This is a genomic window from Flavobacterium sp. CF136, from assembly GCF_000282055.1.
In the GTDB taxonomy this organism is placed as follows: domain Bacteria; phylum Bacteroidota; class Bacteroidia; order Flavobacteriales; family Flavobacteriaceae; genus Flavobacterium.
Map to the genome: position 1 here is coordinate 38,097 of NZ_AKJZ01000002.1, position 21,722 is coordinate 59,818.

At 40.5% G+C, this 21,722-nt stretch carries 12 protein-coding genes; all 12 read left to right on the top strand.

Annotated features, from left to right (window positions below; genetic code table 11):
- The first annotated feature begins 127 nt into the window (after positions 1 to 127).
- The 12 genes from PMI10_RS00115 (at position 128) to PMI10_RS00170 (ending at position 21,472) form a co-directional block, all read left to right on the top strand.
- Complete coding sequence (locus PMI10_RS00115; RefSeq protein WP_007803129.1) at positions 128 to 2,527, top strand: T9SS type A sorting domain-containing protein; 2,400 nt, start codon at positions 128 to 130, stop codon at positions 2,525 to 2,527.
- A 238-nt stretch (positions 2,528 to 2,765) separates the two neighbouring features.
- Positions 2,766 to 3,047: a hypothetical protein gene (locus tag PMI10_RS00120; RefSeq protein WP_007803130.1), complete on the top strand. Its 282-nt coding sequence runs from the start codon at positions 2,766 to 2,768 to the stop codon at positions 3,045 to 3,047.
- A 10-nt stretch (positions 3,048 to 3,057) separates the two neighbouring features.
- On the top strand, positions 3,058 to 5,904 hold the full coding sequence (locus tag PMI10_RS00125) for an RICIN domain-containing protein (protein ID WP_007803131.1): 2,847 nt from the start codon (positions 3,058 to 3,060) through the stop codon (positions 5,902 to 5,904).
- Positions 5,905 to 5,960: 56 nt separating this feature from the next.
- Positions 5,961 to 7,589 carry an alpha-L-fucosidase gene (locus tag PMI10_RS00130; RefSeq protein WP_007803132.1) on the top strand — a complete coding sequence of 543 codons (1,629 nt, stop codon included), beginning with the start codon at positions 5,961 to 5,963 and terminating at the stop codon, positions 7,587 to 7,589.
- A 170-nt stretch (positions 7,590 to 7,759) separates the two neighbouring features.
- Positions 7,760 to 8,560, top strand: coding sequence for a T9SS type A sorting domain-containing protein (locus PMI10_RS00135; protein ID WP_007803133.1), 801 nt, complete (start codon positions 7,760 to 7,762; stop codon positions 8,558 to 8,560).
- A 151-nt stretch (positions 8,561 to 8,711) separates the two neighbouring features.
- Positions 8,712 to 9,065, top strand: coding sequence for an L-rhamnose mutarotase (locus PMI10_RS00140; RefSeq protein WP_007803134.1), 354 nt, complete (start codon positions 8,712 to 8,714; stop codon positions 9,063 to 9,065).
- 227 nt (positions 9,066 to 9,292) lie between these two features.
- A complete protein-coding gene (locus PMI10_RS00145; protein ID WP_007803135.1) occupies positions 9,293 to 11,200 on the top strand; it encodes a glycoside hydrolase family 44 protein in 1,908 nt (635 codons plus the stop codon).
- A gap of 158 nt (positions 11,201 to 11,358) precedes the next feature.
- Positions 11,359 to 13,788: an alpha-L-arabinofuranosidase C-terminal domain-containing protein gene (locus PMI10_RS00150; RefSeq protein WP_007803136.1), complete on the top strand. Its 2,430-nt coding sequence runs from the start codon at positions 11,359 to 11,361 to the stop codon at positions 13,786 to 13,788.
- 133 nt (positions 13,789 to 13,921) lie between these two features.
- Positions 13,922 to 14,764 (top strand): sialate O-acetylesterase, encoded by an 843-nt coding sequence (locus PMI10_RS00155; RefSeq protein ID WP_035631146.1) that lies wholly within the window; start codon positions 13,922 to 13,924, stop codon positions 14,762 to 14,764.
- Between the two features lie 210 nt (positions 14,765 to 14,974).
- Entirely contained in the window at positions 14,975 to 17,311 is a 2,337-nt protein-coding gene (locus PMI10_RS00160; RefSeq protein ID WP_238539433.1) for a glycoside hydrolase family 2 TIM barrel-domain containing protein, read from the top strand.
- Between the two features lie 3 nt (positions 17,312 to 17,314).
- Entirely contained in the window at positions 17,315 to 19,231 is a 1,917-nt protein-coding gene (locus PMI10_RS00165; RefSeq protein ID WP_007803139.1) for a glycoside hydrolase family 97 protein, read from the top strand.
- A 39-nt stretch (positions 19,232 to 19,270) separates the two neighbouring features.
- Positions 19,271 to 21,472 (top strand): beta-glucosidase family protein, encoded by a 2,202-nt coding sequence (locus PMI10_RS00170; protein ID WP_007803140.1) that lies wholly within the window; start codon positions 19,271 to 19,273, stop codon positions 21,470 to 21,472.
- Positions 21,473 to 21,722: the final 250 nt, after the last annotated feature.

Consider the following 21,722-nt stretch of genomic DNA (forward strand, 5'->3'; position numbering starts at 1 on the left):
GAAAATTCCCCCGCTGCTGATCTTGTAGGTGATAACAATAAGGACAAAGTAATAAAGCTTTTTTTGAGTTCAGATGATTCAGAATTGAACAAAAAAAATAGAATAATAATAATATTAAATATTAAATATGAAAAACTATATACATAATGTAAAAATTTTCTTTTTACACCTTGTTTTGGTATTTAGCCCGGTTTTAACAAACGCCCAGACATATACATGGAAGAATGCACCCATCGGCGGAGGCGGGTTTGTAACCGGAATCATTACACACCGAGCCTCCGGCGATAGGTATTGCCGCACGGATGTGGGCGGAGCCTACCGCTGGGATGCTGCCAACAGTAAATGGATTCAGCTGCTCGATTGGGTTAACGAGTCGGAACGTAATTTTTTTAGCGTGGAAGCTCTGACAATTGATCCGCAGAATGCCAATAACATTTATATGCTCTGTGGTCTCGATTATTTAGACTCAGGGAAAACAGCTATATTGAAATCTACTGATAAGGGAAATACCTTCACGGCTATTGATGTTACTTCCAAGTTCAAAGCGCATGGAAACGGGATAGGACGTTCAACTGGGGAGCGCCTTATTGTTGATCCCCACAACAGCAATATTTTGTTCTGCGGAACAAGACGGAACGGATTATGGAAAAGCACTGACGGAGGCAATAACTGGAACCTTGCCTGGGGCGGGGTGACCACGACTCCCAACGATAATGGAATATGCTTTGTCGTTTATGATCCTTCGAGTGCTGTGGTAAACGGGGTTACTCAAACAATGTATATAGGGGTTTCCCGCACAGGTGGTGGTAACATCTACAAGAGTACAAATGGAGGGGCCAGCTTTACAGACATTTCACCAACCACCAGTTTTATGCCGCATCGGGTTGCATTGCAGGGAACTACCATGTATGTTACCTACTCGGATGATACTAATGGAAAGTTATATAAACTAAACACATCTACAGAGGTCTGGACGAACGTCACACCTGTTCAGTCGAGTGATTATTCATACGGAGGAGTAAGTATAGATCCTACTAATATTGACAGAATAATCGTTTCTACCTATAACAGATATAATAATTACCAGTTTGGCACTGGTTGGGGAGACTTTATTTTCTTGTCTACAGATGGAGGGGCGACCTGGACACTTAAGAACGGCAGCAACGCTACCTTCGATAATAATGGCATGGGATGGCATATTGGTTCATTAAACTTGATGGACTGTATCGAGTTTGACCAGGATAATCTTTCGAAAGTGCGGGTAATTGGCGGAAGAGGAATATATACCTGTTCTGATATTACAGCTACAAATCCTTTATGGAAATATGATGTCGTAGGACTTGAAGAGACAGCATTCCTTGACGGGATAAGCATTCCGGGGGGGGCATTTATTTCTGCTTTGGGAGACGAATCAGGCTTTGTGCATGAATCACTGATTTCTCCTCCGTTAACAAAACTTGTGGGTGGTTCTAATAATACTAGCATTGCCTATGCTGCCGACAACACAAACAAAGTAGTAAGAGCTTCAAATGGGGGAAGCGTTATTTACTATTCTGCCGACAAAGGGGCTACATGGATGGCTTCCGCTACTAATATGGGGCCGGACGGTAGGGTAGCCATCAGCGCCGATGGAGGAATGATTCTGCATCGTCCAGGTGGTTCCTCAACTACCTACTACACGACCAATAATGGAGGAAGCTGGTCCGGTTGTTCGGGTGTGTCATCTTCAGATGCCGTTCCTGTGGCCGACCAGGTAAATTCAAATTACTTCTATATCTATAATCCAGCGAACGGGCAGATGCTTGTGAGTTCCAATAAGGGAGTCAGCTTTTCAGTAGCAGGTACTCCTGGTACCAATACATTTGGGACTTGGGAATTAACAACGCTGATTCGGACGGCTCCTGGCCTGGAAGGAAATGTTTGGGTGCCCCTTGGCGGCAATGGTTTAAAATATTCTACCGACCATGGAGCGACCTTTACAACGGTTGCCAATGTAACCTACTGCAAATCCATTGGAATTGGAAAGACCATCTCCGGAGCGAGCTATCCTACTATTTTCATATGGGGAACCGTGTCAGGTGTCACAGGTCTTTTCAGATCAACAGATCAGGGTGCTACATGGCTCAGAATGAATGATGATGCCCATGAGTTTGGCGGAGCGCCAATGTTGATCGGAGATATGAATGTTGATGGAAGAGTATACATGAGTTCTGCAGGAGGAAGAGGCGTAATTTACTGGGAACCTTCTGTTATCTTGTCTAACGATGATATTTCAAAGCATTCAGACTTTTCGATAGACTTTTATCCAAATCCATTTGTTAATGGTTTTAAGGTTGAAGCTAAAAAATCGAATGAACCAATTCGTGTCAGCATTTTTGATATGATGGGAAAAAAAGTAGAAGCAGCAGAATCCTCTGAATCAGGACAATTGTTAATGGGATCTTCATTGAAACCAGGATTATATATAGTGCAGGTTGAAGGAGTAAACTTAAATTTCTCAAAATCATTTAAGATTGTTAAAAAATAAATAATTGTTTTTTGCTAGTAATTTATTTTGGAATAAGTACTGGCTTTAAAATAGTGGCATTTTTTATTATGTTTTTTCATTTCTATAGTCCAATAGAAATGAATAAATCATTATTTAATTAATCCTAAAAAGAAAAATCGCAGAGGTTAATTTTATCTCAGCAATGGTGTTGAACGATTTAACAGGTCTGTTTGTTGAGATTTTGAAAAGAGTATAAATATAAAAGTATAAAAGCCATATGAAAATTGACCAGTTTATATGGTTTGTATCCTGTTTTCAAATTTTTTTGACAGCTCAGGAAAGTTATGTATCCCGATTAGGGAGGGTAATAGACCTTGCTGTCGGCAATTTTGCATCAGTCAGGCAATCGTTGCAGCACTATAAATCCCGAGTGGTTCCAAAATGCAAGTTTGGGATGTGGGCCGCAGTGCCAACCCGAACAGGAAGATTTGTTTGGGATATTTATAACGAAGGGGAGAATAAATATTTAAAAATGTTTCTATACTATCTAACCAATTAACCATTAAATTATGAAAAACCACTTATGTAATGTAAAAATTTTCTTTTTATACCTTGTTTTGGTATTTAGTCCGGTTTTAACAAACGCCCAGACTTATGGGGTGAAACACGCATCTCTTGGTGGTGGCGGGTATGTAACAGGCATCATTACCCACCAAAAATCCCGCGATATCTACTGTCGTACAGACGTGGGCGGCGCTTACCGCTGGGATGCCGCAACCAGTAAATGGGTGCAGTTACTTGACTGGATATCTGAAGAAGAGAGAAATTTTTCAGGGGTAGAAGCTATGGCACTTGATCCGCAAAACGCCAATACCATTTACATGCTCTGTGGTCTCGATTATTATGACTTTGGGAAAACAGCGATATTGAAATCTACTGATAAGGGAAATACCTTCACGTCTATTGATGTTACCTCCAAGTTTAAAGCGCATGGAAACGGGAGAGGACGTTCAACCGGGGAGCGGCTTACTGTTGATCCCAAAAACAGCAACATTTTGTTCTGCGGAACCAGGGCGAACGGATTATGGAAAAGTACCGATGCCGGCGTTACCTGGAACCAAGCCTGGAAAGATGTAACCACCACTGCTAATGGGAATGGGATATGTTTTGTTCTCTTTGATCCTTCAGGCAGTGTGGTAAACGGAGTTAGTCAAACCATGTATATAGGCGTTTCCCGCACCGGCAGCGCGAATATTTACAAGAGTACCAACGGAGGAGCAACCTTTACCGCCATTTCCGCTACCACGGACTTTATACCTAATCGGGCTGCCCTGACAGGTACTACGATGTATGTGACACATGGGGATGAAGACGGTTTAGGCAGACTATACAAGCTCAACACTTCCGCAGGCACCTGGACAAATGTAACGCCTAACGCGAACAACTATTCCTATGGAGGTGTAAGCGTAGACCCTTCCAATGTTAACCGGGTAGTGGTATCAACCATCGCTAGGTTTAATAATGATCAGTATGGTACTACCTGGGGCGATTTCATTTATTTATCGACCAATGGAGGCACCGACTGGACACTTACGAACGGCAGCAACAGCACCTATAACAATGATGGCATAGGATGGTCAAACGGGCAGTTGCACTGGGCTGGCTCAGCCGAGTTTACACCGGGCAATACGGCGGAGGTACGAGTGGTTTCCGGCAATGGACTTTTTACCTGTTCCAATATTAATGCAGCCAGCCCAAGCTGGAAATTTGATGTGAGAGGAATGGAGGAAACCGGCTTAAATGACGGAATCAGCATTCCCGGCGGTCCAGTCATTACCGCTTTCGGGGACATAACAGGCTTTGTACATAACGACCTGACCTCTTATCCTGCAAGCACTCATCAGCCAGCCGGCGGATCGAACGGAGGCATTGATTATGCCGCAGCCAATACAAGCAAGCTAGTAAGAACAACTAATGGCGATAAGGGTGCGAGTTATGTTTATTATTCTACCAACAAGGGATCTACATGGACGGCATGTTCCACCACTAAAGGGGTCGCAGGAAAAGTTGCCATCAGCGCGGACGGAGGCACGATACTTCATTGTCCTGTGGGATCTTCAACCACTTGGCGTACCAATAACAATGGCGACAGCTGGACAAGTGTGGGCGGAGTTGCAATATCGAATACATTCCCTGTAGCTGACCGGGTAAACAGCAATTACTTTTATATCCATAATCAGTCAAGCGGAGAGATGCTTGTAAGTTCTAACAATGGAGTCAGCTTTTCAGTTGCCGGTAATCCCGGGGCGACAACAACGTCATGGGTGCCGACCTTTATTCGTACTGTGCCGGGATATGAAGGGCATATATGGGTGCCTCTGGTTGGCAATGGACTGAAATATTCTACCGACCATGGAGCGACTTATACTACTGTTTCCAATGTACCTTACTGTACAGCGGTTGGGATAGGAAAGGCAATGGCCGGAGCCAGTTATCCTACTATTTTCATCTGGGGAACAGTGGGAGGTATGAAAGGGCTTTTCAGATCTACAGACAAAGGAGCTAACTGGATCCGTGTCAATGATGATGCCCACGAGTTCGGTGGTACCACCCTGATATTTGGTGATTTAAATGTTTTCGGAAGGGTATATGTGTGGGGCTTATCGGCACGCGGTTTAATTTACTGGGAGCCTGCAGCACCTTCTGTGACCTATGTTTCTTTAGCCAACCGGGCTACAGGCTTGCGTATGGATGGAATGGGCAAAACCACAGAAGGCTCCAACTGTGCACAATGGAGTAGTAGCGAAAGTGTTAACCAGCAATGGATAATAGAGACGGTTGGAAACTATGTGATGCTGAAAAACCGAGCTACCGGGTTGTATATTGATGGCATGTACAGAACCACAAAGGGCTTCGCTGCGGGGCAGCACAGTTATAGTGGCACTAATGCACAATATTGGACACGCGAAACTGCTGGAAGCTATGTTAAGTTTAAAAATAAGGAGACCGGATTCTATCTCGATGGAATGGGTCTAAAGACCAATGGTGCTGATTTAGGCCAATGGAGCTCGAGTAGCCATAATAACCAGCAGTGGACGATCACTACAGTTGGGAATGGACAAACTGCCAAAATGGGTTCGATATCTACAGATGATATTGCAGAGGAGCCAAACTTTTCGATAAATTTTTCTCCAAATCCATTTGTGAATGATTTTAAGATTGAAGCTACAAAATCGAATGAACCAATTCGTGTCAGCATTTTTGATATGTTGGGGAAAAAAGTAGAAACAGCAGAATCCTCTCTTGAATCAGGGCAATTGTTAATGGGGTCTTCATTGAAACCAGGATTATACATAGTGCAGGTTGAAGGTGTAAACTTAAATTTCTCAAAATCATTTAAGATTATTAAAAAATAGATCTGTTTGTTTGGATTTGAAAAGTATAAATATAAAAGTATAAAAGACATATGAAAATGGATCGGTTTATAGTGGTTTGTATCTTGTTTTCACATTTTTTGACAGCTCAGGAAAATTATCCATCCCCAATTAGGGATGGTAATGAACCTGTTGCTGCCGGAAAGTTTGCGCCAACATGGCAATCTTTGCAACAATATAAAACTCCGGAATGGTTCCAAAATGCCAAGTTCGGGATATGGGCGCATTGGGGACCTCAATGCCAACCCGAACAAGGAGACTGGTTTGGGAGATTTATGTATAACGAAGGCGGCGACCAATATAAATGGTTTGCTGAACATTACGGGCATCCATCCAAAGTTGGATTTAAGGAAGTCATTAAGGATTGGAAAGCAGAAAATTGGGATCCTGAAAAACTTGTAGCGCTATACAAACGGGCAGGGGCCCAATATTTCTTTGCCATGGCAAATCATCATGACAATCTGGATTTATGGGACAGCAAATACCAGGAATGGAACTCCGTACGTGTGGGACCTAAGAAAGATATTATAACCGGTTGGTCAAAAGCAGCCAAAAAATATAATCTTCCGTTCGGGCTTAGTGTACACGCTTCGCATACATGGACATGGTTCGAGACTTCTCAGCGATCAGATAAAAAAGGATCGCTGGCAGGTGTTTCATACGACGGAAAGCTTACCAAAGCCGATGGTAAAGGAACATGGTGGGAAGGGCTTGATCCGAAGGAGCTTTATGCCCAAAATCATCCTTTGAGCGAAAAAAGTGACCAAGATATATTTGCTCTTTGGAATCAGTGGGATTGGAACAATGGCGCATCGATACCTTCGCAGGCTTACTGTGAAAAATTCTATAATCGTACCATAGACCTAATCAACAAATACAATCCCGATCTGATTTATTTTGATGACAGCGTACTGCCGCTTTACCCGGTAAGCGATGCGGGATTAAAAATTGCGGCTGATTTCTATAACCATAATATGGCAACCCACAATAACAAGCTTGAGGCTGTCCTGTTCGGGAAAATGCTGGACGCTGAACAAAAAAAATGTATGGTATGGGATGTAGAAAGAGGTGCGCCGGATAAAATCGAAGATTTGCCATGGCAAACCTGTACCTGTATCGGCGACTGGCACTACAGCAAATCAGTTTATGAAAATAATGGGTACAAATCTGCGGCTACAGTAATCCACATGTTGGTTGATATTGTTAGTAAAAATGGAAACCTGCTGCTTAATATTCCTGTTAAGGGAGACGGCACGATCGATGATAAGGAGGTTGCAATTCTTGAAAAAATAGCGACCTGGATGGATATGAACAAAGAAAGCATTTTTGATACACGCCCGTGGAAGCTCTATGGTGAAGGACCAGCTTCAGATGCTGTAAAACCTGGTGAATACAAAAGTTTCAATGAAGGAAAAGTAAAGTTGTCGGCTAATGACATCCGCTATAATCAAAAAGGAAAAATTCTTTATGCCACTCTTTTAGGAGTGCCTTCCAGGAATATCTGCTTAAAATCGCTTGGCAAAAATAAAAATAATTCCAAAATCAAGAATATCCAGATTCTTGGCAGTAAAGAAAAACTTTCGTGGAAACAATATGCCGATTCACTGGTAATTATAAAACCGAAGATTATCCCGAACGATATTGCAATGGTGCTTAAAATAAAATAAAAATAAAGAAAATATATGGACTTATTTTAGTTTAAAAAACGAAAATATTTCAAAGAAATTGTTTTTAATAACTGGAGTTGGATCTATGCTTTATATTATTTGTCCCAGTTTTTTGAACAAATTATTACCTAATTTCTAATCAATATTTATTAAACTTAAAAACAATTACCATGAAAAAAATTACACTATTATTTTTGGCTTTAACAGGGATGTTAAATGTGACCAACGCTCAACAAACTCTGTACAGCGAAAATTTTGAATCAAATTTAGGCTTAACTAGTGATCAAGTGGTCACTTTTAAACCATCTACAAAGGCAGGTACATGGAGTGGTGGAAAAGATTTGACAACCACTGGCGATGCTAATATGAGTTTGCGTTTTGGGTGGAGTTCTACCAATTTGCGATTAAACTCTACAGAAACCGCTGTTACCATATCTAATATCAATGTGGCTGGTTATACAAATTTAAGCCTTTCTTTTCTTCTGGTTTTTGAGGGTCCGGCTGTAGCACCATTCATTGAAGCAAGTGCTGATGGTGGTGCTTGGGTAACTCTAACTACAGTTCCTAGCGGGGATTGGTACGCCAGAGGATCACAATCTGTTGCTTTGCCTGCAGCAATTAGTACAATAAGCCTCAGAATAAATCCTCCTACAGGAATTGATCAAATTTTTGATGATTTTAAAATAACTGGAACAGTTAGCCTGGGGATTGGATCGAACGAATTAACCGAGAATTCAATTAAGGTTTACCCAAACCCATTTGCCAGCGAATTTAATATTGATGCGACAAATTCAGAAGGACCACTTCAAGTTAGCGTTTTTGATGTTTTGGGAAGAAAAATAGAATCAACCAAATCTGCATCTTCAAGCCAATTATCAATGGGATCTTCGTTGAAATCAGGATTATATATAGTGCAGGTTGAAGGAGTAAATTCAAATTATTCAAAATCATTTAAGATGGTTAAAAAATAAGTAACTGAGTTTTTTGTATGGAGTCAGCGCAAAAATAATGCTGACTCCATTCATATAAGGTTTATTATGAAATAGTTCTGATAATAGGAAACTTAAAAAACAAATAAATAAATACTATTTTTTTAATCAATAGAACAACAATTGTAAAAAAATGCAAAATTCATTCAAACGTTATTGCAAAACCATGGAGCTGCTTAACGACCCAACATTAATCGAAGCCTATAAAAAAGCGCACGCCAAAGGAGCTGCGTGGCCTGAAATAACCCAGGGCATGAAAGAGGTTGGGATTATCGATATGGAAATCTACCTTTTTGGAACAAAGCTTTTCATGATTATGGATACCATAGCAGATTTTGATCACGACAAGGTGATGGCCGAATTAGTACTAAAGCCACGTCAAAGCGAATGGGAAGTACATATGTCGCAATTTCAGGACAGCTCGGCCGAGGCAACTGCCGACCAAAAATGGCAATTGATGGATCGGATTTATAAAATGGACAAATAAACGAGTGATTGTATATATGATGAACCAGTAAATAGAAATAGTTAGTAAAAATATTGACAGATTTTATTTTAGCATTGGACAGATTGGTAATGGACAAGACAGCAGTTTGAAACCCTGTTTTGTGCATACCCAACCCTTTTATCCAATGAATTGTATTCAGTAAAAATAAATAATAACTCACAACACCAACTTAAAAAATTTATAGTAGTAAATAAATAAAATTAGATATGAATTTGAAATTTTTGTACTTAAAAAAATATTTTTTTACAGTAAGCTTTTGTTGTCTTTTCAGTACTGCAACGTTTGCTCAGGCTGTTCAGATTACAGTAAATGCTGCTGTAAACAAAAAAAAGATATCGCCTAATATCTATGGAAAAAATGACTTCTTTAACCACCCCGACCAATTTTATAAAGATGCAGGCTTGCGCTTTGCCCGCCTGAATGGTGGTAATAATGCATCAGCCTATAACTGGCAGGCAAAACTTACTGTTCATCCCGACTGGTATAATAATGTTTATACTACTGATTGGGGTGTCTCGGCACAAAAGATTAATACCGACTTTCCTGATATGCAAGGCATGTTTGCCTTTCAGTTACTGGGTAGGGTTGCATCCAATACCAATAACAATTTCAATGACTGGGGGTACAATCAGGCACAATACTGGTCTGGGGTTAATCAAAATTTGGCAGGTGGAGGAACTCCCGATCCAAACGGCGGGGGTAAGGCCCTGGTTGATGGAAACCCTAATTTGTTCAGTCAGGCATGGCCAGCCGACTCTTCGGTGGGCATTCTTAATCATTGGTTTGGGGCCAATGGTTTAGGGCTGAACAAAGACCAGTTTGTATACTGGAATATGGATAACGAGGTAGATATATGGAACGGTACACATGATTGGGCAATGCCAACGTTACTATCTGCTTCTGCCTTTATGGATCGTTATATTGAATTAGCGAAGAAAGCGAAAGCTTTATATCCTGGTATCAAGCTCTGTGGACCTGTTACAACCTCTGAATGGCAATGGTACAAATGGTCAAATGAAAGTATATACATCAATGGGAGGTATTATCCATGGATAGAGTATTTTATAAAACGCCTTGGCGATGAGTATAAAGCAACCGGTATCAAATTGGTCGATGTGTTAGATATTCACAACTACCCTTCGTATAATAATAATGATGCAGCGGCATTGCAGGGACACCGAATTTATTATGATACAAATTATGATTATCCGGGTTCAAACGGTATTAAAACAATTACAGGTGGTTGGGAGAACACACCTAAAAAACAATACATTTTCAAGCGCATCGACGACTGGTTAACCGAACATTTTGGTGCAAACCACGGGATAACTCCTGGCGTAAGCGAATGGGGTACCCAGTCAGGCAGCAACCCAAGCCTTGAATCGGTTATATATGCTTCACATCTTGGGACGTTTGCCAATAATGGTGTTGAATTGTTTAGCCCATGGAACTGGTCTGTAGGTATGTGGGAAACTTTACACCTTTTCAGCCGCTATGCAAAAGATTATAGTGTTTCCAGCACTTCCTCACTTGAAGACACAGTTTCGGCATACACTTCTGTAAGCCAAGCTGCAGATGCGATGACTGTAATCATTGTGAACAAGGATATGAATGCATCACGTACTGTAACGGTAAACCTTACTGGTTTTTCTGCTGCAAATGGAAATTCAGAAACACTGCAGCTTTCCTCATTGCCAGCAACGGAAACATTTGTATCTCATACTGATAATGCCTTAAAAAAGAGTTCTGTAAGCGTTAATTCAAATTCATTTACCATTACTGTACCTTCTTTGTCAACAACAGCAGTTTTGCTTAAGGCAGCAGCCCCATTGTCGGTTGGTGATATAAACACACTGCCAACTAGTGAAACAGTAATGATTTATCCTAATCCGGTAAATGATAAGCTTCAAATAAAATTTGATTTGGCAATTGCAGAACCAACTGAAATGGCAATATATAATCTTGCAGGTCAAAGGCTAAAAGTCCTGACTGTAAATAGTGACCGACAAATGGTACAAACCCTGGACGTGAGTGCATTCTCTGCCGGTTCGTATTTCTTATCAGTAAAAAACAGCAGGTATAAAAAAAGTATACCTTTTATAATTGCCCGATAAAACAGCTTAAAAAGTATTATTTCAACAGGCAGTCCCACAAGCGATAGCTTAAAGAGTCAGATAAAACCAGACGAACAGGAACTGCCAATAATCTGGTGGCGGTTAATAACTGCCACCTTCATTACAGTTAGCTGTAAATGAAAAAAAATAAGAAACTAATGAAAAAAGACATAAATAAAAAGCTTATTACGTGTTTATTACTTTGCGGATTGAGCATTGTTCTGAACGCTCAGACGAACAAAGAAGCTAAGGCTAAAATTACTGTTGAAGTCAATAATCCGGGACATACAATTTCACCTACCTTGTTCGGTATTTTCTTCGAAGATATTAACCTATCTGCCGATGGAGGATTGTATCCCGAAATGGTAAAAAATCGTTCGTTTGAAGATGCTGATATTCCTCAGGATTGGAAGTTTACAAGTGGCGATGGCAAAAGTTCGGCTTCGATCAGCAATGCCGACCTTTTCGCGAAACAAGCGATACCGCCATTAAACTCCTTCAATCGCAAAGCATTGTTAATTAATGCTTCCGGTTCTTTTAAACTGGAAAATTCAGGCTACTGGGGCATGAATATGGTGCAGGGTCAAAGTTATATGCTGAAGTTTGCCGCACGTGCTATTGAAGGTTTTTCCTCTCCTTTAAAAATAAAAATTCTTGATGCGAAAGGCAATGAAATATCGGCTGCTGAAATAAAAGGAATTACCGGAGACTGGGCGTATTATACTGCAAATCTGAAAATAAGCACAGGCGATCCCAAAGCAAGCCTGCAAATTTCAGGCGAAGGCAACGGGAAACTATTTCTGGATATGGTTTCGCTGCTCCCAGATAAAACATGGAAAAATCATGGTTTGCGCACCGATATTTCCGAAGCGTTTGATGCTCTTCACCCCAAATTTTTACGCTTTCCGGGAGGTTGCTGGGTGGAAGGTGACGATTTCAAGCACATGTACAATTGGAAAAATACAATCGGAAACATTGATACACGCACAGCACTCTGGAATATATGGGGTTACAATGCTACTAACGGACTTGGGTTTCACGAATATCTTCAACTTTCCGAAGATTTGGGCGCTGAACCACTTTATTGCATAAATATTGGAATGTCACACAAAGAAGTAATTCCGCTCGACCAAATGGGACAATGGGTGCAAGATGCTCTTGATGCAATCGAATATGCCAATGGACCGGAATCTTCGGTTTGGGGAAGTCTTCGGGTTAAAAACGGACATCCGGAACCATTTAACCTGAAATACATGGAAATAGGGAACGAAAATGGCGGAACTCCTTATAACGAACGCTGGCCATTGTTTGTAAAGGCAATTCAGGCAAAATACCCGTACATGAAACTCGTTGCCAACGAGTGGGCTGGTGGACACCCTGAAGAGCCAAAGCCGGAATTAATTGATGAGCATTATTACAACAATCCAGATTGGTTTATCTGGAATTCAAATAAATATGACAGCTACGACCGCAATGGCTTCAAAGTTTTTATTGGCGAATATGCGGTAACTTCAGGCACAGGAAACGGTAACCTGCGCGGTGCAATAGGTGAAGCTGCCTGGATGACAGGCATGGAACGAAACTCGGATGTAGTTGTCCTGGGAGCTTATGCACCCTTGTTGTGCAATGCAAACCACAAAGCATGGCCGGTAAACCTAATTAATTTCGACAGCCACCAGTGGTTTGGCTTGCCAAGCTATTATGTTCAGGAAATGTTTTCAAACAACCAGGGAACGAATGTACTTCCTTTCTCTGTAGAGAATAATCCGGTCATTGAAACGCCCGTAGGAATGGGTTGTATTGGTTTTGGAACCTGGATGAATTCGGCCGAATTTAAAGATATTGTGGTTACGGCTCCTAACGGGGAAATTCTGTTTAAACCCGATTTTGCGGAACTTGGTAAGGATTGGAGACAAACCGGAAAAGGTGAATGGAGTGTAAAAGATGGAGTTCTCAAACAATCGGCAATAGAACCAGGAGTGAGCATTTTTATGGGAGATTCTACGTGGAAAGACTACACGATCACTCTGAAAGCTCGCAGGATTTCGGGCGAAAACGGATTCCAGATATTGTTCCATAATAGGAATAATGAGGAACGTAACCGTTTCGAAGTAGGTGGTTGGAACAATTCTGTTATGCACCTGGAAATGGGCATGGCTATTACAGAAATGAAAGGAGAAGCCAAAACGGAACAATGGTATGATGTGAAAATTGAAATCAAAGGAGGTAACGTAAGAGCCTGTCTTGATGGAAAACTGGTTCAGGAAATTTCAGAAAAAAACCTTACTGTGAAAAGCTTGATTATGAGTGCTGTGAAAGACGATAAATCAGGTGATGTGATTCTTAAAGTTGTAAATGCCTCAGCCAAAGCAATAAAATCACAGATTGACCTGAAAGAGGCAAAAGTTTTTACCGGGAAAGGAAAAGCCATTGTGCTTACATCTGCCAGTCCGCTGGATGAAAATACAATGGAACAGCCTACTAAAGTTTCCCCAAAAACAGAAAATGTGAAATTTTCAGGAACGACTATTACACGTTCATTCCCCGGGAATTCATTGACAGTATTACGTTTGGAGACTTTACATTAGAAGATGGGAGTTTATTGAGGTTAAATAGGTTTTTAAATAATCTAATAAGCTTCTGATAAACCGTTTGAATTTTATATGAATAAAAATTAACTATTTGGTTTATGATGTGTTGTTTAACAATAAACATAATAATATGAAGAGGCTAAATATTTTCATTTTTACTGTTGTGAGCTTATTCGTTTTGAATACGGGAGCTTTTGCGCAAGATCGTAATTTTTACATCTTTATCTGTTTTGGCCAATCGAACATGCAGGGTGCAGCTCCAATAGAGAGTCAGGACAAGATAATAAATAACCGGTTCAAAGTGTTTCAGGCACAGGATTGCCCAGACCCGAACAGAAAAAAGGCTGAATGGAATTCTGCTGTTCCGCCTACATGTCAATGTAATTCGGGGTTATCACCTGCGGATTATTTCGGAAGAACTTTGGTTGCCAATCTTCCGGATAATATTACAGTTGGGATTATTAACGTTTCGGTGGCTGGCTGTGACATTAGGCTGTTCGACAAGGATATTTACAAGGATTTTGATTCGACCTATAAGGAGAAATGGTTTACCTCGCTGGTAGCGTCTTATGATGGAAATCCTTATCAATATCTTATCGGTTTGGCCAAATTGGCCCAAAAAGACGGAGTCGTTAAAGGAATTCTTTTACATCAGGGCGAGACGAATGCGGGACAAGAACAATGGCCATCGTATGTAAAGAAAATTTACGGCGATATGTTGACCGACCTTTCGTTAAATGCCGATTCGGTTCCTCTTTTGGCAGGTGAATTATTATCTGCCGATGGTAATTGTTGTTCAAAAATGAATCCGATTATACGGAAGTTACCCGATACTATTCCATCAGCACATATTATTTCTTCGGAAGGTTGTACCGGATTTGACAACGCCCATTTTGATTCCAATGGTTACAGGGAATTGGGCAGACGATATGGTATTGAAATGCTTACCTTATTAGGATATCCTAAACTTTAATAGAGAACAAGCCCGTAATACTATGGCATCATTAATATGTCGGAAGATAATTGTCTTTCTAAAATAAATCACATAGTATAATATTAATAATAGAATAAAAACAACAAAATGAAGCGCTTAAATTCATATAAAAGACAATGTTTTGCAAAACAAATAGTATTGGTATTGATGCTATTTATCAGCTTTTTTTCAGGCTATGCCCAAAAGGGCATGGAAAGAAAACAGTTATTTGACTATGACTGGAAATTCTTTTTAGGCGATGTCCCTGAAGCCAAAACAAACAATTTCAGTGATGTGGGCTGGCGCAAACTCGACTTGCCCCATGATTGGAGTATCGAAGGAAAAATTCATCCTAAAAATACTACCGGTGGAGGTGGCGGATATTTTCCGTCAGGAATTGGCTGGTATCGCAAAACCTTTCAGGTGCCTGATAGCTGGAAAGCAAAAAAAACAGCTATTTATTTTGAAGGTGCTTATATGAATTCCGAAGTTTTTATCAATGGAAAATCGCTGGGTGTTTATCCTTATGGCTACTCCTCATTCAGTTATGATCTTACCCCTTATCTGAATTTTGGAAAAGAGAATGTTATCGCTGTGCGGGTCGACAATTCACAACAGATGAACAGCCGCTGGTACAGTGGCTCGGGAATCTATCGCCATGTCTGGATGATCGCTTCCGATCCCGTGCATGTGGCACATTGGGGTGTTGCCATTTCAACTCCTGAAGTATCTGCAAAAAAGGCAACTGTACTGGTGAAAACCAAGATCAAAAATGAAACAGCATCTGCCCAGAGCATTATTGTAAAGACTTTTCTTTGGAATAAAAGTTCTAAAAGTGCAGGAAATGGCCAGATAAAGGTTGAGCTTCCTGCCAATAGTGAGAAGGAAGTAACCCAAACCATCCAGGTGTCAAATCCGATGCTCTGGACACCGGAAACGCCGCATTTATATCAGGCCCAGATTCAGGTAGTAAAAGACAAAAAAGTGCTGGACGATACAAAAACCAATTTTGGTATCCGTTCTATAAAATTTACTGTCGAAAATGGATTTCAGCTTAACGGAAAAACAGTGAAAATAAATGGTGGTTGTGTGCATCACGATAATGGCTGTCTAGGTGCAGCTGCCTTTGACCGTGCCGAAGAACGCAAAGTTGAATTGCTTAAAGCCGGTGGATTCAATGCCGTGAGAACTTCTCACAATCCACCTTCAGAAGCATTTCTTGACGCTTGCGACAGATTGGGTTTACTGGTAATGGACGAATCTTTCGATTGCTGGAAAATCGGAAAAAACAATAACGATTATTCTAAGTATTTCAACCAGTGGTGGCAACGTGATTTGGAAGCAATGGTATTGCGCGATCGCAATCACCCTTCAGTTTTCATGTGGAGTATAGGCAACGAAATACCGGAGAGGACAGATCCTGACGCAGTAAAAACAGCCCAAATGCTTTCGGATGCATTAAAGAAAATAGATAATACCCGACCTGTTACATCCGCAATTGTAAACAGCGGCAAGAATTGGGACGTATTTGATCCGCTGATGGCGGTACATGATGTTGCCGGTTATAATTACAACCTGCATACTGCTGCGGACGATCATAAAAGAGTGCCTTCGCGTATCATAGTCCAAACCGAATCCTATCCAAAAGATGCTTTTAATAATTGGAAATTGGTACAGGAAAACAATTATGTAATCGGAGATTTCGTCTGGACAGCCATGGATTATTTGGGTGAGTCAGGTATCGGCCGTTATTATTATTCAGGAGAAGTTCCAGGCCAGCACTGGGAAAATGATTTCTTCCCTTATCACGGTGCTTACTGCGGTGATATCGATTTGATTGGCTGGAGAAAACCCATTTCACATTACCGAAGCCTGTTGTATAATACCAACGAGAAACTCTACATGGCAGTTCGTGAACCAGCCCCGGAACCGTTAGAAATCAAGGAAACCTGGTGGTCGGTTTATCCAACGTGGGAAAGCTGGACCTGGCCTGGTTTTGAAGATAAAACGGTTCAGGTTGAGGTATATTCCAAGTATCCAAAAGTAAGGCTATACCTGAACGACAAACTCATTGGTGAACAAAAAACCAGTAAAGAGGAGCAATTTAAGGCTACTTTTCCGATTCCATATTCTGCAGGTTTGCTTAAGGCTGTTGGAGTAGAAAATGATAAGGAAATGGAATCAACGATTCTTCAAACTGCCGGTGATGCCGCAAAAATAAAACTGACAGCCGACCGAAAAGAAATACTGGCCAACGGACAGGATTTATCATTCATCACTATTGAAATAACAGATAAGGCCGGAATATTCCAGCCGAATGCCACCAACCGTCTGGATTTTAAAATTGATGGGCCGGGAGTTATTGCCGGAGTAGATAATGCTGATATAAAAGACTTCGAGCAATACGTAAACAATACACGCAAGGCATGGAAAGGACGAGCGCTGGTTGTGATAAAAAGCAACCATCAGGCTGGTGAAATTAAACTATCGGTATCGTCCAATGGACTGGAAGGAAAAAGTATAGTCATTAAATCAAAACAAAATTAATCTATGAGAGTATCAATAAAACATAGTATTTCTTTACTATTTGTTATTTTAAGTTTAAGTATAAATGCACAGGAAATAATTTCGCCCAACGGGAAAGTAAAAGTTGTTTTGAATTTGTCTGAAAGAAATGCTGCACACCATCTTTTTTTTAAGGTATTGTATAAAATTGAAAACAAGTTTACAGAAGTATTGCCAGATTCTAAACTGGGTATTAATCGTACCGATGAACAGTTTGCAGATAACTTGCATTTGATTGCAATATCAAAATCTGTTTCCATACACGATAAGTATAAAATGGTTTGTGGCAAACGCCACGAATGCAAAAATTCAGGCATTGAAAAAACATTCAGTTTTCAAAATTCCAATCATCAGCCATTGGATATTGTTTTCAGGGTATATAATGATGGTATTGCGTTTCGTTATACTTTTCCAAATCAATCCGATTCAAAGGTTAATGTTATAAATGAGGCTACAACATATGTTTTGCCTGACAGCACATCCCGTTGGATGCAGCCTTTCAATCTTGCATATGAAGGTTTTTATCCATTGAAGAAAACGGGTTTAAACATTGATAAATACCAGGAATGGGGTTTTCCCGCTTTATACAAAGTGAATAATCAGCCAGTTTGGGGATTAATTTCTGAGGCAGATATAACAGAAAATAATTGTGGAGCAAAACTAAGTAATTTTAAAAATACTAATGAATATCAGGTTACATACCCTTCTGCCCGTGATAATTTTAAGCAGGAAGGAGTCAAGACTACATTACCCTGGAATTCTCAGTGGCATACCCTTATCGTTGGTGAATTATTAGATATTGTCGAATCAACTTTGATTACCGATGTAAGTGAACCAAACCAATTGAAAGATACTGACTGGATTAAACCCGGTGCGGTTTCGTGGATTTATTGGGCAAACAATCACGGTTCAAAGGATTACAAAAAAGTAGTTGAATATGTTGATTTAGCCGTGGAAATGAATTGGCCTTATGTATTGATCGACTGGGAATGGGATGTAATGGGCAATGGCGGGAATATAACCGATGTGGTAAACTATGCAAAAAGTAAAGGAATAAAACCATTGATGTGGTATAATTCCGGTTCAATCTGGCTCGACCCGACACCAAATGACCGCTTACTTACAGCAGAAAAACGTGCCAAGGAATTTGCGTGGCTCAATAAAATAGGTGTGTATGGAATCAAGGTAGATTTTTTTGCCGGTGACCACCAGGATATGATGAAGTATTACATTACTATTTTGAAAGATGCGGCAAAATATCATTTAATGGTAAACTTTCATGGCGCAACAATTCCCCGTGGTTGGGCGCGCACGTACCCCAACCTGATGACAACTGAGGCGGTGTATGGCGCAGAATGGTACAATAATGATCAGGTATTGACTAATAAAGCAGCAGGTCATAATACTACGCTTCCATTTACACGAAATGTAATCGGATCAATGGATTATACTCCTGTTACTTTTTCAAATTCACAGCATCCGCATATCACATCTTATGCCCATGAATTGGCTTTGTCTGTTGTATTTGAATCAGGGTTACAGCACTTTGCCGACAGACCGTCAGCATATGAATCTTTACCGGCCGAACCAAAAGACTTTTTGAGACAGGTGCCGACTGCCTGGGACGATACAAAACTAATTGACGGTTATCCGGGAGAAAAAGTTATTATGGCCCGTAAGAAAGGAAATCAGTGGTATATCGCCGGGCTGAACGGTAAAGACGTGCCTCAGACTTTAATAGTAAAATTTGATTTTCTTGGTAAAGGAAACCATAGTTTTCAGCTTATCAAAGATGGAAAGGATGATAAATCTTTTTCTTCAGAAATAGTAAAAGTTAAAAAAGGAGATACATTAAAAATTGAATGTCTTCCAAGAGGAGGGTTTGTTGGGGTAATAAAATAGAATAATGATGTAGTTTGATAAATACATCGAAAGAATATCATGAAAAAAAGAAAAATTAACGTTTTAGTATTATTATTTAGTCTGTTGTCGATTTGTGGATGGGCACAAGAGTCTGTTTACCTGGATGAAAGCAAACCAGTAGAAGCCCGCATAAAAGATGCATTGTCAAGGATGACTTTAGAAGAAAAAGTAGCCCTTTGCCATGCGCAGTCAAAATTCAGTTCAAAAGGAGTTCCCCGACTGGGCATTCCGGATGTATGGTCTGCCGATGGATCGCATGGTGTGAGCGATGAGAAATTATGGGATGAATGGAACGGGGCCCAATGGACGAATGACTCCTGCACCGCTTTTCCTGCCTTGACATGTCTTGCGGCAACATTCAATCCCGAGATATCAAAGCTTTACGGTAAATCTATTGGAGAAGAAGCCCGATACCGAAACAAAACCATGTTGTTGGGACCCGGAGTCAATATTTACCGTACACCGCTCAATGGCCGGAATTTTGAATATATGGGTGAAGATCCTTTTTTGGCTTCACGCATGGTGGTTCCCTACATTCAGGGTGTACAGTCTAATGGAGTTGCTGCGTGCGTAAAGCACTTTGCATTGAACAATCAGGAAATTTCCCGTGGTGAAATTAATGTAAATGTAAGCGACCGGGCACTGCACGAGATTTATCTTCCGGCCTTTAAAGCGGCGGTTCAGCAAGGGAATGTGTGGTCAATAATGGGTGCCTATAACAAAATATGGGGCGTGCATTGCTGTCACAACGATATTTTGTTGAATAAAATCCTGAAAAATGACTGGAAGTTCGATGGCGTGGTGGTCAGTGACTGGGGCGGTGTACATAATACCGATGAAGCTGTCAATGGTGGACTTGATATTGAAATGGGTACCTATACCAATGGATTGACCACACAAGGTCATTTTCCTTTTTCCAGTTATTATTTGGCCGATCCGTTTTTGAAAGGAATTAAATCTGGGGAATATGAAATGTCGAAGCTTGATGATAAAGCGAGCCGAATCCTGCGAATGATTTTTCGCACGACCATGAGTGCCAATCGTCCTTTCGGTCGTTTTGTATCACCAGAGCATAGTTTAGCAGCGCGACAAATAGCACAAGAGGGAGTTGTTCTTCTTAAAAACGACAAACAATTTTTACCCATTCCTCAAGGCAAATACACAAAGATTGCCGTGATAGGAGAAAATGCTGTACGCAGCCTGATTGTTGGGGGAGGTTCCACGTCGCTGAAAGCCGCTTATGAAATTTCACCATTACAGGGATTAAAGAATAAATATGGTGAAAATCATATTGTTTACAGCATGGGATATGCTTCAGGTCCGCCGCTATATGGGGCAGAAGAACCCTCTAAATTAAATATAGACTCCTTGCAAAACGCAGCTGTTGAGGCTGCCCGTCATGCCGATGTGGTACTTTTTGTTGGCGGTTTGAATAAAAATTATTTTCAGGATTGTGAAAGTGGTGACCGTAAATCGCTTAGTTTGCCATTTGGGCAAGATAAACTGATTGAAGAGATACAGAAAGTCAATAAAAATGTTGCCGTAATTTTACTAAGCGGAAATGCAGTTTTGATGCCCTGGTTAGATAAAACACCAGCAGTTGTGCAGGGATGGTATCTTGGCTCTGAGGCCGGAAATGCATTGGCAGATATTATTTCCGGTGAAGTAAACCCTTCGGGAAAACTCCCTGTCTCATTTCCTAAAAAACTGGAAGATGTTGGGGCACATGCCTTTGATAAATTCAGTTATCCGGGTGATGGTGTCAACGTGAACTACAAAGAAGATATTTTAGTAGGCTACCGTTGGTATGATACCAAAAATATCCCTGTTCTTTTCCCATTCGGATATGGATTGAGCTATACAACATTCCAATACGGAAAACCTATAATTTCCTCAAAATCAATTACAACAGCCGATTCATTGGTCGTGACAATTCCAGTAAAAAATACAGGCAAAGTTGCCGGAAAGGAAATAGTTCAGTTGTATGTTAATGATGAAAAGTCAAGTTTGCCCCGTCCGGTTAAAGAATTAAAAGGGTTTGAGAAAATTTCTTTAGAACCGGGAGAGGAAAAAACGGTGAGTTTCACCTTAACAAAAGAGGACCTTTCTTATTACGATGACAAAAAAAATACCTGGATTGCAGAATCCGGTAAATTCAAAATTATGATTGGAGCTTCGGCCACCGATATCAGGGGAACAGTAGACTTTATTTTGAAATAGACGCATAAAATCGAGATGATGGGTTTTCAGGGAGTGTACAACCGATTGATTCTGCCAGCACTCGTTCGGGCTTTTCTAAATGAAAAAATACAGCTTTTCTAATTTTCTTTTATGAATAATATTTTCACGGTATAAATTCAATTACTAAAAAAAATACAGTCTCTAAAATAGTAACGACTTATGTTTTTATTCTCTTTTTCAAAAAATTGAGATTATTGCAAAGTTAATTTATTGGTCTCAGTTTCGGGTT

Bases quoted from the DNA above. Each gene is read 5' to 3' on its own strand.
- PMI10_RS00115 (WP_007803129.1), top strand. From the start codon at position 128: ATGAAAAACTATATACATAATGTAAAAATTTTCTTTTTACACCTTGTT.
- PMI10_RS00120 (WP_007803130.1), top strand. From the start codon at position 2,766: ATGAAAATTGACCAGTTTATATGGTTTGTATCCTGTTTTCAAATTTTT.
- PMI10_RS00125 (WP_007803131.1), top strand. From the start codon at position 3,058: ATGAAAAACCACTTATGTAATGTAAAAATTTTCTTTTTATACCTTGTT.
- PMI10_RS00130 (WP_007803132.1), top strand. From the start codon at position 5,961: ATGGATCGGTTTATAGTGGTTTGTATCTTGTTTTCACATTTTTTGACA.
- PMI10_RS00135 (WP_007803133.1), top strand. From the start codon at position 7,760: ATGAAAAAAATTACACTATTATTTTTGGCTTTAACAGGGATGTTAAAT.
- PMI10_RS00140 (WP_007803134.1), top strand. From the start codon at position 8,712: ATGCAAAATTCATTCAAACGTTATTGCAAAACCATGGAGCTGCTTAAC.
- PMI10_RS00145 (WP_007803135.1), top strand. From the start codon at position 9,293: ATGAATTTGAAATTTTTGTACTTAAAAAAATATTTTTTTACAGTAAGC.
- PMI10_RS00150 (WP_007803136.1), top strand. From the start codon at position 11,359: ATGAAAAAAGACATAAATAAAAAGCTTATTACGTGTTTATTACTTTGC.
- PMI10_RS00155 (WP_035631146.1), top strand. From the start codon at position 13,922: ATGAAGAGGCTAAATATTTTCATTTTTACTGTTGTGAGCTTATTCGTT.
- PMI10_RS00160 (WP_238539433.1), top strand. From the start codon at position 14,975: ATGGAAAGAAAACAGTTATTTGACTATGACTGGAAATTCTTTTTAGGC.
- PMI10_RS00165 (WP_007803139.1), top strand. From the start codon at position 17,315: ATGAGAGTATCAATAAAACATAGTATTTCTTTACTATTTGTTATTTTA.
- PMI10_RS00170 (WP_007803140.1), top strand. From the start codon at position 19,271: ATGAAAAAAAGAAAAATTAACGTTTTAGTATTATTATTTAGTCTGTTG.